Genomic DNA, 14,803 nt, shown 5'->3' on the forward strand with positions numbered 1-14,803 from the left:
ACGAGGCAGATAGTGGCGGTATCTCATGACTGAGATGGTGTATGGCGCGGTCCAAGACCAGCGCGGAGAACCGATTCTACCGAAGTGGTGGCGGACGATTGATCGTTGGACGATGTCCTGCGTACTGATCCTGTTTGTCATCGGGCTGTTGCTGGGGTTGGCCTCATCGCCGCCGCTGGCTGGTCGCAACGGGTTCGATCCGTTCCATTATGTCGAACGCCAGGCGTTGTTCGGCGGATTGGCGCTTGTTGCGATGCTGCTGACTTCGATGATGTCGCCCACACTGGTTCGACGTCTGGCGGTGTTGGGGTTTCTTGCTGCTTTTGTCGCGCTGGTCTTCCTTCCCGTCTTTGGCACAGATTTTGGCAAAGGTGCGGTGCGTTGGTATTCGCTTGGCTTTGCCTCGCTGCAGCCGTCTGAATTTCTGAAACCCGGGTTTATCGTTGTGGCGGCCTGGTTGCTGGCCGCGTCACAACAGATCAACGGCCCGCCCGGTCGGCTATGGTCTTTTGCGCTGTGCATGGCGATTGTCGCCATGTTGGTTATGCAGCCCGATTTTGGTCAGGCCTGCCTGATCCTGTTTGGCTGGGGCGTGATGTATTTCGTTGCCGGTGCGCCGATGTTGTTGCTGGTTGGTATGGCGGGGTTTGTCGTGCTTGGCGGTATGTTCGCCTATTCCAACTCGGAACATTTCGCCCGACGCATTGACGGGTTCCTGAACCAAGAGGTCGATCCGACCACTCAGCTGGGCTATGCCACCAATGCGATCCGCGAGGGCGGGCTTTTCGGTGTCGGCGTGGGTGAAGGGCAGGTGAAATGGTCGCTGCCTGATGCCCATACGGATTTCATCATCGCTGTCGCGGCCGAGGAATATGGCCTGATCCTGGTGCTGATCATCATCGCACTGTATTCGCTGATCGTTGTGCGGTCACTGCTGCGCCTGATGCGCGAACGTGACATGTTCATCCGTCTGGCTGGCACCGGTCTGGCTTGCATGTTCGGGGTTCAGGCGATGATCAACATGGGCGTCGCCGTGCGCCTTTTGCCCGCCAAAGGCATGACCTTGCCATTCGTCAGCTATGGCGGCTCGTCCCTGATTGCAGGTGGTATTGCAATCGGCATGCTTCTGGCGTTTACCCGCACCCGCCCTCAGGGCGAACTTGGTGATATTCTACGCGGACGAGGCTGATGGGCAAACCCTACCTTCTGATTGCGGCTGGCGGGACCGGGGGCCACATGTTCCCGGCTCAGGCGCTAGCCGAGGCGATGCTGCACAGGGGCTGGCGTGTGCGCTTGTCCACCGATACGCGCGGCGCACGATATACGGGTGGCTTTCCGCATTCGACTGAAATTGTCGAGGCGTCCTCGGCAACCTTCGCTCGTGGCGGACTGCCCGCCAAACTGATGGTCGGTCCCAAGATCGCAGGTGGTGTCGCCGGTATGGCGTTTCAGATGCTGCGCGACCGACCGGACGTAGTGGTCGGCTTTGGCGGTTACCCCTCGATCCCAGCGCTGGGTGCTGCGACGATGTTGAAGATCCCGCGCATGATCCATGAACAGAACGGCGTTTTGGGCCGCGTGAATCAGCTGTTTGCGACCCGCGTGGCGCAGGTGGCTTGTGGTGTCTGGCCGACTGATCTGCCGGACGGTGCAAAGGGCATACATACCGGCAACCCGGTTCGGGCCGCCGTGCTGGACCGGGCTGCGGCGGGCTATATCCCACCGGGCGATTACCCGATGTCGATCCTGGTGATGGGTGGCTCGCAAGGTGCGCGCATCCTAAGTCAGATTGTGCCCGAAGCGATTGCCGCGCTGCCTGATGAGATGCGCCGACATATTCGTGTCGCGCATCAGGCCCGCGACGAAGACGGCGCCCGTGTTTCCGCGTTTTATGACGACCACGGTATCCGTGCCGAAGTGAAACCGTTCTTTCAGGATGTGCCCCGTCGTATGTCCGATGCGCAGCTGGTGATATCACGCTCAGGCGCGTCAAGTGTGGCGGATATATCCGTCATCGGGCGGCCCTCGATCCTGATCCCGTATGCCGCCGCAGCGGGCGATCATCAGACCGCCAATGCACGCGGGCTGGTTCAGGCCGGAGGGGCAATCATGATCCCCGAGAACCTGCTTGACGTTCCTTCGCTGACACAGCAAATCACCGCAGTTCTGACAAACCCCGAAGCCGCGCAAAAGATGGCCCATGCCGCCTTATCGACCGGCGCACCGGACGCGACCGAGCGCTTGGTCGCCCAGGTCGAACAGTTGGCGCAGAAGGAGACCGCATGACCCCAGCAACCAAACTGCCGCAGGATGTCGGGCCGATCCATTTCGTGGGTATCGGCGGGATCGGGATGTCGGGCATTGCCGAGGTGCTTTTGAATCTGGGCTACCGGGTGCAGGGCTCGGACCTGAAAGCGTCGAAAATCACCGACCGTTTGGCGGGGCTGGGGGCCGAAATCTTCATTGGTCAAAGCGCCGAAAACCTTGAGAACGCCGCCGTAGTTGTGGTGTCGACTGCGATCAAACCGGGCAACCCGGAGCTGGACGGCGCCCGTGAGCGCGGCCTGCCAGTGGTGCGTCGGGCCGATATGCTGGCCGAGTTGATGCGCCTGAAATCCAACATTGCCATTGCCGGAACCCACGGCAAGACCACCACCACCACGATGATGGCTGAACTGATGGTGGCAGGGGAATTTGACCCGACCGTGATCAATGGCGGTATCATTCACGCTTATGGCTCAAATGCGCGGATGGGGCAGGGCGAATGGATGGTGGTCGAGGCGGACGAATCCGACGGCTCGTTCAACCGGCTGCCTGCGACCATTGCCATCGTCACCAATATCGACCCCGAGCATATGGAGCATTGGGGCGATTTCGACCAGCTGCGCGACGGGTTCTACGAATTTGTCTCGAACCTGCCGTTTTACGGGCTTGCCGTCTGCTGCACCGACCACGCCGAAGTGCAAACACTGGTGGGTCGCATCACAGACCGGCGCGTGCGGACTTATGGTTTCAACGCGCAGGCGGATGTGCGGGCCGAGAACCTGACCTATAAGGGCGGCGTCGCACATTTCGACATTCACCTGCAATACGAAGACAAGAGGATCGAGGGTTGCACCCTGCCGATGCCCGGCGACCACAACGTCTCGAACGCATTGTCGGCCGTCGCTGTTGCCCGCCACCTGGGCATGAAAGCCGCCGAAATCCGCGAAGCGTTGGCTCATTTCGGTGGCGTCAATCGTCGCTTTACCAAAGTGGGTGAGGTCGATGGCGTCACGATCATCGACGATTACGGTCACCACCCGGTTGAAATCGCAGCGGTTCTGAAAGCCGCACGCCAGGCCACCGAAGGCCGAGTGATAGCGGTCCATCAACCCCACAGGTATTCGCGTTTGTCTAATCTGTTCGATGATTTCTGTACCTGTTTCAATGACGCCGACGTTGTTGCCATCGCCGATATTTTCGCTGCCGGAGAGGACCCGATCGAAGGGGCGTCCCGCGATGACCTGGTTCAGGGGCTGATCCGGCATGGGCATCGACATGCCCGCGCATTGATGGACGAATCCGATCTTGAACGCCTGGTTCGTGAACAGGCCCGCCCCGGAGACATGGTTGTCTGCCTTGGTGCCGGTACGATCAGCGCCTGGGCCAATGGCCTGCCTTCGCGCTTGCAGAAATAACAGGCGATGTGACGTAATGGACTCTTTTGTGGTGCAACCCTAAAGAGTGATCGTGCAACCGCAGAAAAAGCGGTCTCGGAGGCAAGATTTGGCGTATTCGGTATTATTTGCAGGGTTGTGGGTCATAGCATCGACTATCGTGGCCATGCTACCGATGCGCCTGCAATTTCCACCGGGGATTGTGTTGGTTATCGTTGCGCCGGCGCTGATTGTCTGGCTGGGTTACGATTTCGGCTGGTTCTTTTCGGTCCTGGGCTTTGCGGCTTTTGCATCCATGTTCCGAAACCCAATTCGCCACTATTGGCAACGTTGGACAGGCCGAGGGGACGACGAATGAATTGGTCCATTGCCCTTGCCGCCCTGTGGGGAGTTGTTGCGAATGTCCTGGCGATGATCCCCAGCAAGGATAATCACTGGACCCGCGCCTATTTCTTGATTGCTGCGGGTATTCCTATCGTTGGCTATGTCACGCTGCAGAACGGTCCGTGGATCGGGTTGATTGTTCTGGTTGCTGGGATCTCGGTACTGCGTTGGCCCGTGATTTATCTGGGCCGGTGGTTGCGTCGGATCCTGGGTGCCGCGCAATAGCGGATACAGCTTGCTTTGGCGGTTCGAATCCGCGAATTAGCGGCCATGACTTCTGTTCCCTCGCCACGCGGCAAGCTCACCCAGAACCGCCCGCTGAATGATCTGACCTGGTTGCGGGTCGGAGGACCGGCGGATTACCTCTTTCAACCCGCCGACCAGGAAGACCTGCAGCAGTTTCTGCGCGACTTGCCTGACGATATCACGGTTTTCCCGATGGGCGTCGGCTCAAACCTGATCGTCCGGGACGGTGGGCTGCGCGCCGTAGTGATCCGGTTGGGCCGGGGATTTAATGGCATCTCGATTGAGGGCAACATTGTCACCGCAGGCGCGGCAGCGCTGGATGCGCATGTGGCGCGCAAGGCAGCTGATGCGGGCGTGGACCTGACGTTTTTGCGAACCATTCCGGGGTCGATTGGCGGCGCTGTGCGGATGAATGCGGGATGTTATGGCAGCTATACGGCGGATGTTCTGTGCAAGGCGACGATCATTACGCGGCAAGGGCAGGTCGTCGATCTGACGCCCGAAGAACTGAATTTTCGCTATCGTCAGTCGGATCTGCCTGAGGGTGCGGTGCTGATCTCGGCCACGTTCGAAGGCCCCCTAGATGATCCTGATGAACTGCATGCCCGCATGGACTCGCAGTTGAAAAAGCGGGATGAGACCCAGCCGACCAAAGATCGCAGCGCGGGCTCGACCTTTCGCAATCCGGCGGGATTTTCCTCAACCGGTCGCGCGGATGATGTGCATGACCTCAAGGCCTGGAAGGTGATCGACGACGCGGGAATGCGGGGCGTGATGCGGGGCGGGGCGCAGATGAGCCCCAAGCATTCCAATTTTCTGATCAACACCGGCTCTGCCACCGCTGCCGACCTCGAAGGGTTGGGCGAAGATGTGCGAAAAAAGGTTTACGAAACAAGCGGCATCACGCTAGAGTGGGAAATCATGCGGGTCGGTGATCCGCTGACAGATTAAAGCTCCGACCGTCAGACCCAAAACAGGCAAAATAGGGCGACGGATCAAAGGCATAAAGCAGGACGGACCACCACATAAGGTCCGCAGGATTTGAGGCGCACGACGTGGGTAGTTCGAGCAGGACAAACCCCAAAGTGGCGGTATTGATGGGTGGACCCTCGGCGGAACGTGAGGTGTCTCTCAGCTCTGGGCGCGAATGCGCGGCCGCCCTAAGGGGAGAAGGCTTTGAAGTGGTCGAACTGGACGCGGGTCCGGACCTCTATGTGCGCCTTTTGGATATCAAGCCGGATGTGGTCTTCAACGCTCTGCATGGTCGCTGGGGCGAGGATGGCTGCGTGCAGGGTCTGCTGGAGTGGTTGCGTATTCCCTATACTCATTCCGGTGTGCTGGCATCGGCGTTGGCCATGGACAAGCAGCGCAGCAAAGCGGCGTTCCGTATCGCGGGTCTGCCAGTCGCCGAAAGTGTGATCGAGGCCAAATCCGAAGTTGCCGCGCGTCACACGATGGAACCGCCCTATGTGGTCAAGCCCAACAACGAGGGTTCCAGCGTCGGCATTTATCTGGTGCATGAAGGCGCCAACACTCCACCGAAACTGGCAGACGACATGCCCGAACTGGTAATGGTCGAACAATATGTGGCTGGCCGCGAGTTGACCGTCACAGTCATGGGCGACCGCGCTTTGACCGTGACAGAAATCATGACGGATGGCTGGTACGATTACGATGCCAAGTACAAGCCGGGTGGGTCGTGGCATGTGCTGCCTGCTGAAATCCCGCAGGACATTTTTGACCTTTGTATGGGCTTTGCCAAACAGGCGCATGATCTGTTGGGTTGCAAAGGCGTCAGCCGCACAGATTTTCGGTGGGATGACAGCAAGGGCGCAGAGGGCTTGTTCCTTCTGGAAACCAACACCCAGCCGGGAATGACGCCGACGTCACTGGCTCCGGAACAGGGCGCGCATTGCGGGATAACCTTCGGCCAGTTTTGCGCATGGATGGTGGAGGACGCATCATGCGACCGCTGACAGCCACCCGTGCGCCGGTTATCCATCGGTCAAAGCCACTTGCCGGTCCGGATGCCGATTTCGCTTCGGGGGGCCGCAACAATGTAGAACCCAAGTTCCGCCTGCGGCGACTTTGGGGGCGTAAGTCATCGGCGTTTGATCCGGCGCCGTCCCGCCTAAGCTATCGGTTGCAGCGCTGGATGTTGACGCCTGGTGTTCGCCGTGGCCTGAAATACGGGCTGCCGGTCTTCGCTGTGTGTGCTGCGCTTGGCGGGTATTTCAGCTCTCAGGACCGGCGCGAAGCGATTGTGGCTCATGTCCATGATGTGAAAATCTCGATCCAGCAGCGACCAGAATTCATGGTCAACCTGATGGCGATTGATGGGGCGGGAACCAACCTTTCGGAAGACATTCGTGAAGTGGTGCCGCTGGACTTCCCAATCAGTTCCTGGGACCTGGATGTCGAACAGATGCGCGAAACGATCACAGGATTGGATCCGGTTAAATCAGCCTCTGTGCGCATCCGTCCAGGAGGTATCCTGCAGGTGGATGTTGTCGAACGGCAGCCCGCCATTGTCTGGCGTACCCGCCGAGGGGTCGAATTGCTGGATGAAACCGGCGCGCATGTTGAAATCATCGCATCGCGGCAGGATCACTCCAATTTGCCACTGATCGCGGGTGAGGGCGCGGATTCCTATGTACCCGAAGCGCTGCAACTGACGGCCACAGCCAGCAGTCTGGGCAATCGGGTGCGCGGTCTGGTGCGAATTGGCGAACGTCGCTGGGATCTGGTTCTGGATCGCGGTCAGCGCATCATGTTGCCGACGGAACGGCCAGTGCGCGCATTGGAACGCGTGTTGGCCGTGAACGAGGTTCAGGATCTTCTGGAACGCGATGTGGCCGTGGTGGATATGCGCCTGGGTCAGCGACCGACAATCCGAATGACCAAAGCCGCCAGCGAAGACTGGTGGAATACAAAAGTAGATGTGAGTAGCGGGCAGTAACGACAATGATGACCGATCTTTATCAGTCCCAACGGGCCATGCGGCAAATGCGCAGGCAGGCGATGCAACGCGGCGTTGTCGCTATTCTAGATGTCGGGAGCTCTAAGATTTCCTGCCTTGTGCTGCGGTTCGACGGCGCCGGGCGTTTGCACGAGGACAGTGGCATCGGGTCTCTGGCCGGACAATCCGGGTTTCGGGTGATCGGTGCCGCGACCACGCGGTCCCGTGGTGTGCAATTTGGCGAAGTCACTGCGATGCAGGAGACCGAGCGCGCCATTCGAACCGCGCTTCAGGCCGCGCAGAAAATGGCAGATATCCGTGTCGACCATGTGATCGCCTGTTTCTCGGGGGCAAACCCGCGGTCCTATGGTTTGGATGCCCAGGTGGATCTGGAAGGTCAGCTGGTAACCGAGGCCGAAGTTGGCCGTGTTCTCAATGCCTGTGACGTTCCCGACTATGGTGCGGGCCGCGAAGTCCTACATGCTCAGCCGGTGAATTTTGCGCTGGATAACCGATCGGGCTTGATCGACCCAAGGGGTCAGATGGGGCAATCGCTGGCCGTCGATATGCACATGCTGACCGTGGACGCGGTTGCAATCCAGAATATCGTGCGCTGTATCAAGCGTTGCGATCTCGAATTGGCCGGTATCGCGAATTCGGCCTATGTCTCGGGTATTTCGGCGCTGGTTGAGGATGAACAGGAACTGGGTGCCGCCTGTATCGACATGGGCGGTGGCACCACGAGCGTGTCAATATTCATGAAGAAACACATGATCTATGCCGATTGCGTGCGCATGGGTGGGGATCATGTGACCAGTGACATCTCGATGGGGCTGGGCGTTCCGGCGTCTGTTGCCGAACGGATCAAGACATTCAATGGCGGCGTTCACGCGACCGGCGCGGATGACCGCGACCTGATCGACATTGGCGGTGATACCGGCGATTGGGAACATGACCGCCGTACCGTCAGCCGGGCAGAGTTGATAGGTATCATGCGTCCACGTGTCGAAGAAATCCTGGAGGAAGTGCGTGTACGGCTGGATGCGGCTGGCTTTGAGCACATGCCCAGCCAGCAGATCGTCCTGACCGGAGGCGGCAGCCAAATCATGGGGCTGGACGGGTTGGCCTCTCGTATTCTGGGGCAGCGTGTTCGCCTTGGTCGCCCGCTGCGGGTCCATGGGTTGCCGCAATCGGCCACAGGGCCGGGGTTCTCTTCGGTTGTGGGGCTAAGCCTGTTTGCAGCCAACCCACAGGATGAATGGTGGGATTTTGAAATCCCCGTAGACACCTATTCCGCACGCCCGTTCAAGCGCGCTGTGCGGTGGTTCCGTGACAACTGGTAAAGCCGCGATCGCGGCGCTGGTCATGGCTGTGCCGTCAGCGATAGAGGCTCAGACCCGTATCACACCCGAAGCCTTCCTGGGGGCCGTTCAAGGAAAGACCGTAAAGTTTCACGTCTATGACAGCGGTATGCTGGTCGGCACCGAAGAGTTCCTGAGCCCGACTCTCTCGGTCTGGCGTATGGAGGGCAAGGGTTGTGTGTACGGGAAAATTACAACTCCTAATGGGCAGATTTGCTTTCTGTACGACGATGACGAGGATGGTCTGCCAGTTTGCTGGTGGCCGTTTTTGTATGAAGACCAGTTGATGGTGCGAATGGTCGGTTTCTCTAGGACAGAAATTCAAGAGGTCAGGGACATTTCTGAGAAGGGTCTTAACTGCCCAAGTGCCCCAATTAGCTAAAGAAATATCTTGCAGGGGCTGTCAAAATCCCACAAGATATCCTCAGGGCCCGTCAGAGGCCTTGCGAGAGGGCTTGAGCAGTTTTCCGCAGACAGAATGTGAATGAATTGCAAGTGACGCGCCCGTCAACAGTGGCGCGAGCGTCGCATGTTTTGTGGTGCTTTGAGATAATTCCGCAACATCTGGCAATCTTTGCCAAATACTGTTTCCAGGTGCCTTATTTCCTCCATATTTTGTGGATTTTCGCGATTTTTGGCGTGACGTTTGCCGTTTGGATCGGTAGGATTGTTAGTGGATAGGTAAGAAAAACACCGCGTTGGCGGGTTATATAAACAGGCGGACAGAAGCATGACATTGAATCTTTCGATGCCCGGGCACGACGAGCTGAAGCCTCGGATTACAGTTTTTGGCGTTGGCGGAGCGGGCGGTAACGCCGTCAACAACATGATTGAAAAACAGTTGGACGGTGTCGATTTTGTCGTTGCCAACACCGATGCCCAGGCGCTGCAGCAAAGCCAGTCTTCGTCACGAGTTCAACTGGGCGTGAAAGTCACCGAAGGTCTGGGTGCGGGCGCGCGTCCGACAGTGGGTGCGGCAGCGGCCGAAGAAAGCATCGAGCAGATTGTAGACCATCTGGCAGGCGCGCATATGTGCTTCATCACGGCCGGTATGGGCGGTGGCACCGGCACGGGTGCCGCACCGATCATCGCGCAGGCAGCGCGTGAATTGGGTGTTTTGACCGTCGGTGTTGTGACCAAGCCTTTCCAGTTCGAAGGCGCTAAGCGGATGCGTCAGGCCGAAGACGGTGTTGAAGCCTTGCAGCGCGTTGTCGACACGCTGATCATCATTCCAAACCAGAACCTGTTCCGTCTGGCCAACGAAAAGACCACGTTTACCGAGGCGTTTTCGATGGCGGATGACGTTCTGTATCAGGGTGTCAAAGGCGTGACCGACCTGATGGTGCGTCCGGGCCTGATCAACCTCGACTTCGCGGATGTTCGCGCCGTTATGGACGAGATGGGCAAGGCGATGATGGGCACGGGCGAAGCCACCGGCGAAGATCGCGCCGTACAGGCCGCCGAGAAGGCCATCGCCAACCCGCTGTTGGACGAAATCAGCCTCAAGGGCGCCAAGGGCGTTCTGATCAACATCACCGGCAGCCACGACCTGACCCTGTTCGAACTGGACGAAGCCGCAAACCGTATCCGTGAGGAAGTGGACCCAGAGGCGAATATCATCGTCGGCTCCACGCTGGATACCGCAATGGAAGGCGGCATGCGCGTTTCGGTTGTGGCAACAGGTATCGACGCCAGCGAAAAGCAGGATGATGTGCCTGTCGCGCGTCGTTCGATGTCGGCACCGCTGACCCGTTCGGTTTCTGCAGAGGAAGCGGCCCTGGAAGAAATGTCAGTGGCGGCAAGCGCCGAACCTGAACCTCAGCCCGAACCAACGCGTGAACCTTCGCTGTTTGAGGCAACTGAAGAGCCGATGGAACCGCAGTTCCAACCGCGCGCAGAACAGGATGATGACGGCCTGCCACCCCCGGCTTATCAGCCGCGCGTGGCCGAATTCGAGCCGACTCCCGAGCCGGTCGAATACGCCCCAGAAAGCTTTGTCGCACCTCAGCCGCAAGCACCCGCAGGATCGCCATCACCCGAAGCTCTGAGGCGCTTGCAGGCAGCCGTCCAGAATGTACCTCCGGCTGAAAGAGGTCATCCTGCGCCTCGGCCACAGGAGGTCTCCGATAATCATGGGGATGCCGACCGCCCGCGATTTGGTTTTAACCGCCTGATTGATCGCATGACCGGCCACGCAGCCGATACTCCGGCGCAGCAACCGGCCCGCCAGCAGCCGGTATTGCGCCAATCTGACGCTACGGCACCTGCACATGTCGAGGACGACCCGGAGCAGGATCGGATCGAAATACCGGCCTTCCTTCGCCGTCAAGCCAACTGATCGCGGTAACAATATACTAAAGAGGGGCTGCCATTTGGCGGCCCTTTCTTATTTTAAAACAGTGCATTATCCCTATGTGAGCAGGGTTTTGCCGACCTGTCACATTCATGTTTCATTCGGTTGCAAAGAGTGAGTTGAGCCTTTTGACCTGCTTCCTTAGTTGAATGCCAACACGGCCATCACAGGTCGGACGCCACTCACCGAGGTCACACTTGCAACATACGCTCAAATCTCCGATCACGTTTACAGGCCTCGGGCTGCACAGCGGTAAGCCTGCGACGATGATCCTGAAGCCGGCTGCTGCTGGCCACGGCATCTGGTTCAAACGGACGGATATCGAGCTGGGCAATGCGTTGATCCCTGCAATCTACGATGTGGTCGATCGTACCCCGCTTTGTACCCGACTGGTCAATGAAGCGGGCGTTACGGTTTCCACCGTCGAGCATATCATGGCAGCTTTGGCTGGATGCGGTGTCCACAATGCGCTGATCGAGATTGATGGCCCCGAGGTGCCGATCATGGACGGGTCTTCGATTGAATTCGTTCGTGGCATCATGTTGAAAGGCGTGCGTCGTCAGGCAAGCCCGGTCCTGGCCTATGAGGTTCTTAAACCTGTGACCGCAACCCGTGAGGGTGCCAGTGCTTCGATTGCGCCTGCGGACGGTTTGATTATCGATTTTCATATCGATTTTGAAGACAGCGCCATTGGTCGTCAGACTAAGACGCTGGATATGTGCAATGGCTCTTTTGCACGCGAGCTTAGTGATTGCCGGACATTCTGCCGTCGTACCGACGTCGAAGCAATGCGCGAGAACGGCTTGGCTCTTGGCGGCACGCTTGAAAATGCTGTGGTCGTTCAGGGCGACGAAGTTCTGACCCCGGGTGGCCTTCGCCACGCAGACGAGGCAGTGCGTCACAAGATGCTAGATGCTCTGGGTGATTTGTATTTGGCGGGTGGACCGATTCTGGGTCATTTCACCGGCGACAAGTCTGGTCATGCGATGACAAACACGCTGCTGCGCAAGCTGTTTGAAACGCCCGGTGCTGTGCGTCCGATCCTGTGTACCCCCGAACAGGCCGCGCGTCTGCCCGGACAGGGTCTGGTCTGGGACGAAATCCCCGAAGTCGCCTGATTGGTTCCACTCTGCTGACAAATCCGCCAAAGGGCCTACTAAGGCGTTTTGCACTGGAATTTTATGTGCTAGACCAAGGCCCAAACCGGGGTATTCCCATTAAGCAAGACGACAAGGATTGGCGGAATGATAGGCACCAAAGCGGCGGTCAGATTCGCAGGGGCGGTACTTCTGACAGCAGTTTTGACAGCGTGCAACAGCGGGGGCGCTGACCGCAATCAGAACCTAGAAGGGTTCACCCCCGAACAGATTTTCACGCGTGGGGAATTTGAGCTGTCGGAGAATCGTTCCGACGATGCGGCGTGGTACTTCTCCGAGGTTGAACGTCTTTACCCTTACTCTGACTGGGCAAAGCGCGCGCTGATCATGCAGGCGTTTTCGTACCATGCAGATGAGAATTACGAAGAAAGCCGTGCAGCAGCACAGCGCTATATAGATTTCTATCCAACCGACGAAGATGCGGCCTATGCCCAATATCTGTTGGCACTCAGCTATTACGACCAGATTGACGAGGTGGGCCGCGATCAGGGCCTGACGTTCCAGGCGCTTCAGTCATTGCGCACGGTGATCGAGGTCTATCCGGACAGCGAATATGCCACCTCCGCCGTGCTGAAATTCGATCTGGCCTTTGACCATCTGGCTGGCAAAGAAATGGAGATCGGACGTTATTATCTGCGTCAGGATCACTATACTGCCGCGATCAACCGGTTCCGCGTTGTGGTAGAGGATTTTCAGACAACTTCGCACACCGCCGAAGCGCTCTATCGCCTGATCGAGGCATATCTCTCGCTGGGTCTGGTGGATGAGGCGCAATCGGCCGGTGCAATTCTGGGTTACAACTACCAATCCTCGGAATGGTATGACGCTGGCTATAAGCTGCTGACCTCTCGCGGGCTGAAACTCAAAAGCCGCGGCAACAACTGGCTCAGCACGATTTATCGCCAGACCGTCAAAGGTCAGTGGTTGTAATCGTCATGGCAAAAGGCGTGGGACGCTGAGACCCGATGCTGCGCGCCCTTGATATCCGCGATATGCTGATCATCGACCGGTTGGAACTGACGTTCCAGCCGGGATTGAACGCGTTGACCGGCGAGACCGGCGCGGGCAAGTCGATCCTACTGGATTCGCTTGGGTTCGTTCTGGGCTGGCGCGGGCGGGCAGAGCTGGTGCGTCAGGGGGCCGCTCAGGGCGAAGTTGTGGCCGAGTTCGAGCTGCACGAAAAACACCCCGCACATGCGATTTTGGCCGAAGCCGGATTGCCCGGAGGCGAAGAGCTGATCCTGCGCCGCGTGAACACAGCCGAGGGCCGGAAAACCGCATGGGTCAATGACCGGCGTTGCTCGGGCGAGGTGCTGCGGGCCTTGTCGGAAACCCTGGTGGAACTGCATGGCCAGCACGATGATCGCGGCCTGCTGAACCCACGTGGCCACCGCGCGATGCTGGATGATTTTGCCGGGGCAGGGGGGCAACTGGCCACTGTGCGCTCTGCATGGTCCGAGATGTCGCGTGCGCGCAAGCTTTTGTCTGAGGTCGAATCTGCCTTGGCTGCCATGCGGGCAGAGGAAGAATTTCTGCGCCATGCGGTCACTGAGCTTGATAAGCTTGATCCGCAGCCCGGCGAGGATGCCGAACTGGATGCAAGGCGCCGCATGATGCAGGGGGCAGAGCGGATTCGCGATGACGTCGCCCGTGCCTATGACTTGCTTGGCAGTGATGGGGCCGAGGGCGCGATGTCTGATGCTCTGCGCTGGCTGGAAGGCGTGTCCGATAATGCAGGCGGGCAGTTGGAAGAGCCTGTTGCCGCACTGGGGCGTGCACTTGTCGAATTGGGCGAGGCGCAAGATGGCGTTAATGCCAGTCTTCAGGCGCTGGACTTCAATCCAGCTGAATTGGAGGCAGTCGAGGAACGGCTTTTCGCCATTCGTGCGTTGGCCCGCAAGCATGACGTTGCCCCGGACGACTTGGGCGGGTTCGCGGAGACCTTGCGTGAGCGGCTGAACCGTTTGGATGCTGGTGACGCTGATCTGGCCGACAGGCGCGTTGCGGTTGAGACTGCGCAGGCAGTTTATCACAAGGCTGCGGAGGCACTCAGCAGCCTGCGCCAACGGGCAGCGGGTGAACTTGACAGCGCTGTGATGGCCGAGCTTGCACCGCTGAAAATGGAACGCGCTGTGTTCCAGACCGAGATCACCCCGTCCGATCCCGGCCCCGAAGGTGCGGATGCTGTGGCGTTCACCGTTGCCACCAACCCCGGTGCACCGTCTGGACCGTTAAACAAAATCGCCTCGGGCGGTGAACTGAGCCGCTTCTTGCTGGCGCTCAAGGTCTGTCTGACCGGCGATGACAGCGTGCGCACGATGATCTTTGATGAGATCGACAGGGGTGTTGGCGGCGCGACTGCGGACGCCGTCGGCAGGCGTCTGGCATCGCTGGCACAGGGCGGGCAGGTATTGGTCGTGACGCATTCCCCGCAGGTCGCCGCACGTGCCGCCTATCACTGGCGTGTTCAGAAACATGTGACCGATGGGCAAACTCTGTCGACCGTGGTGCCTTTGGCCCAGGCCGACCGGGTGGACGAGATCGCCAGGATGGTCGCCGGTGACACGATCACGGACGAAGCGCGTGCCGCTGCCCGTGCTCTTCTGGACGCATAGGCCCTCACAGACGCGCGATCCGGCTTTTATCCGTGCCCTCCGTGGCTTAGTAAGGGGTGTATCCTGATC

Annotated in this window: 14 protein-coding genes; all 14 read left to right on the plus strand. The window is 58.9% G+C overall.

Translation table 11 applies throughout. The features are described 5' to 3' along the window. Window positions 1-25: 25 nt before the first annotated feature. Complete coding sequence (gene ftsW, locus AC2FFF_RS08255) at window positions 26-1,189, plus strand: putative lipid II flippase FtsW (RefSeq protein ID WP_142635039.1); 1,164 nt, start codon at window positions 26-28, stop codon at window positions 1,187-1,189. Further along, window positions 1,189-2,286 (plus strand): UDP-N-acetylglucosamine--N-acetylmuramyl-(pentapeptide) pyrophosphoryl-undecaprenol N-acetylglucosamine transferase, encoded by a 1,098-nt coding sequence (locus AC2FFF_RS08260; RefSeq protein ID WP_142635037.1) that lies wholly within the window; start codon window positions 1,189-1,191, stop codon window positions 2,284-2,286. The genes ftsW and AC2FFF_RS08260 overlap by 1 nt, the downstream gene beginning before the upstream one ends. Continuing rightward, on the plus strand, window positions 2,283-3,680 hold the full coding sequence (gene murC / locus AC2FFF_RS08265; RefSeq protein ID WP_281972766.1) for a UDP-N-acetylmuramate--L-alanine ligase: 1,398 nt from the start codon (window positions 2,283-2,285) through the stop codon (window positions 3,678-3,680). The genes AC2FFF_RS08260 and murC overlap by 4 nt, the downstream gene beginning before the upstream one ends. Window positions 3,681-3,768: 88 nt before the next feature. Further along, window positions 3,769-4,017: a DUF2484 family protein gene (locus AC2FFF_RS08270; protein ID WP_142635033.1), complete on the plus strand. Its 249-nt coding sequence runs from the start codon at window positions 3,769-3,771 to the stop codon at window positions 4,015-4,017. Then, on the plus strand, window positions 4,014-4,268 hold the full coding sequence (locus AC2FFF_RS08275; RefSeq protein WP_142635031.1) for a DUF2484 family protein: 255 nt from the start codon (window positions 4,014-4,016) through the stop codon (window positions 4,266-4,268). Before AC2FFF_RS08270 ends, AC2FFF_RS08275 begins: the two co-directional genes overlap by 4 nt. A gap of 45 nt (window positions 4,269-4,313) precedes the next feature. Beyond that, window positions 4,314-5,240 carry a UDP-N-acetylmuramate dehydrogenase gene (gene murB / locus AC2FFF_RS08280; protein WP_142635030.1) on the plus strand — a complete coding sequence of 309 codons (927 nt, stop codon included), beginning with the start codon at window positions 4,314-4,316 and terminating at the stop codon, window positions 5,238-5,240. A 104-nt stretch (window positions 5,241-5,344) separates the two neighbouring features. Continuing rightward, a complete protein-coding gene (locus AC2FFF_RS08285) occupies window positions 5,345-6,265 on the plus strand; it encodes a D-alanine--D-alanine ligase (protein ID WP_281972767.1) in 921 nt (306 codons plus the stop codon). Further along, the gene (locus AC2FFF_RS08290; protein WP_281972768.1) at window positions 6,253-7,248 is read left to right on the plus strand and encodes a cell division protein FtsQ/DivIB; all 996 of its coding nucleotides are present in this window, start codon (window positions 6,253-6,255) and stop codon (window positions 7,246-7,248) included. The genes AC2FFF_RS08285 and AC2FFF_RS08290 overlap by 13 nt, the downstream gene beginning before the upstream one ends. 8 nt (window positions 7,249-7,256) lie before the next feature. Continuing rightward, a complete protein-coding gene (gene ftsA, locus AC2FFF_RS08295) occupies window positions 7,257-8,591 on the plus strand; it encodes a cell division protein FtsA (RefSeq protein WP_281972769.1) in 1,335 nt (444 codons plus the stop codon). Further along, a complete protein-coding gene (locus AC2FFF_RS08300) occupies window positions 8,578-8,991 on the plus strand; it encodes a hypothetical protein (RefSeq protein WP_271950279.1) in 414 nt (137 codons plus the stop codon). The genes ftsA and AC2FFF_RS08300 overlap by 14 nt, the downstream gene beginning before the upstream one ends. Before the next feature lie 348 nt (window positions 8,992-9,339). After that, the gene (gene ftsZ / locus AC2FFF_RS08305) at window positions 9,340-10,947 is read left to right on the plus strand and encodes a cell division protein FtsZ (RefSeq protein WP_496677586.1); all 1,608 of its coding nucleotides are present in this window, start codon (window positions 9,340-9,342) and stop codon (window positions 10,945-10,947) included. 212 nt (window positions 10,948-11,159) lie between these two features. Then, a complete protein-coding gene (gene lpxC, locus AC2FFF_RS08310; RefSeq protein ID WP_185956629.1) occupies window positions 11,160-12,080 on the plus strand; it encodes a UDP-3-O-acyl-N-acetylglucosamine deacetylase in 921 nt (306 codons plus the stop codon). A gap of 126 nt (window positions 12,081-12,206) precedes the next feature. Further along, window positions 12,207-13,049 (plus strand): outer membrane protein assembly factor BamD, encoded by an 843-nt coding sequence (locus AC2FFF_RS08315; RefSeq protein ID WP_142635022.1) that lies wholly within the window; start codon window positions 12,207-12,209, stop codon window positions 13,047-13,049. A 35-nt stretch (window positions 13,050-13,084) separates the two neighbouring features. After that, window positions 13,085-14,734 carry a DNA repair protein RecN gene (recN, locus tag AC2FFF_RS08320; RefSeq protein ID WP_496882914.1) on the plus strand — a complete coding sequence of 550 codons (1,650 nt, stop codon included), beginning with the start codon at window positions 13,085-13,087 and terminating at the stop codon, window positions 14,732-14,734. Window positions 14,735-14,803: the final 69 nt, after the last annotated feature.

It is taken from the genome of Ruegeria sp. YTSA226, assembly GCF_059609905.1.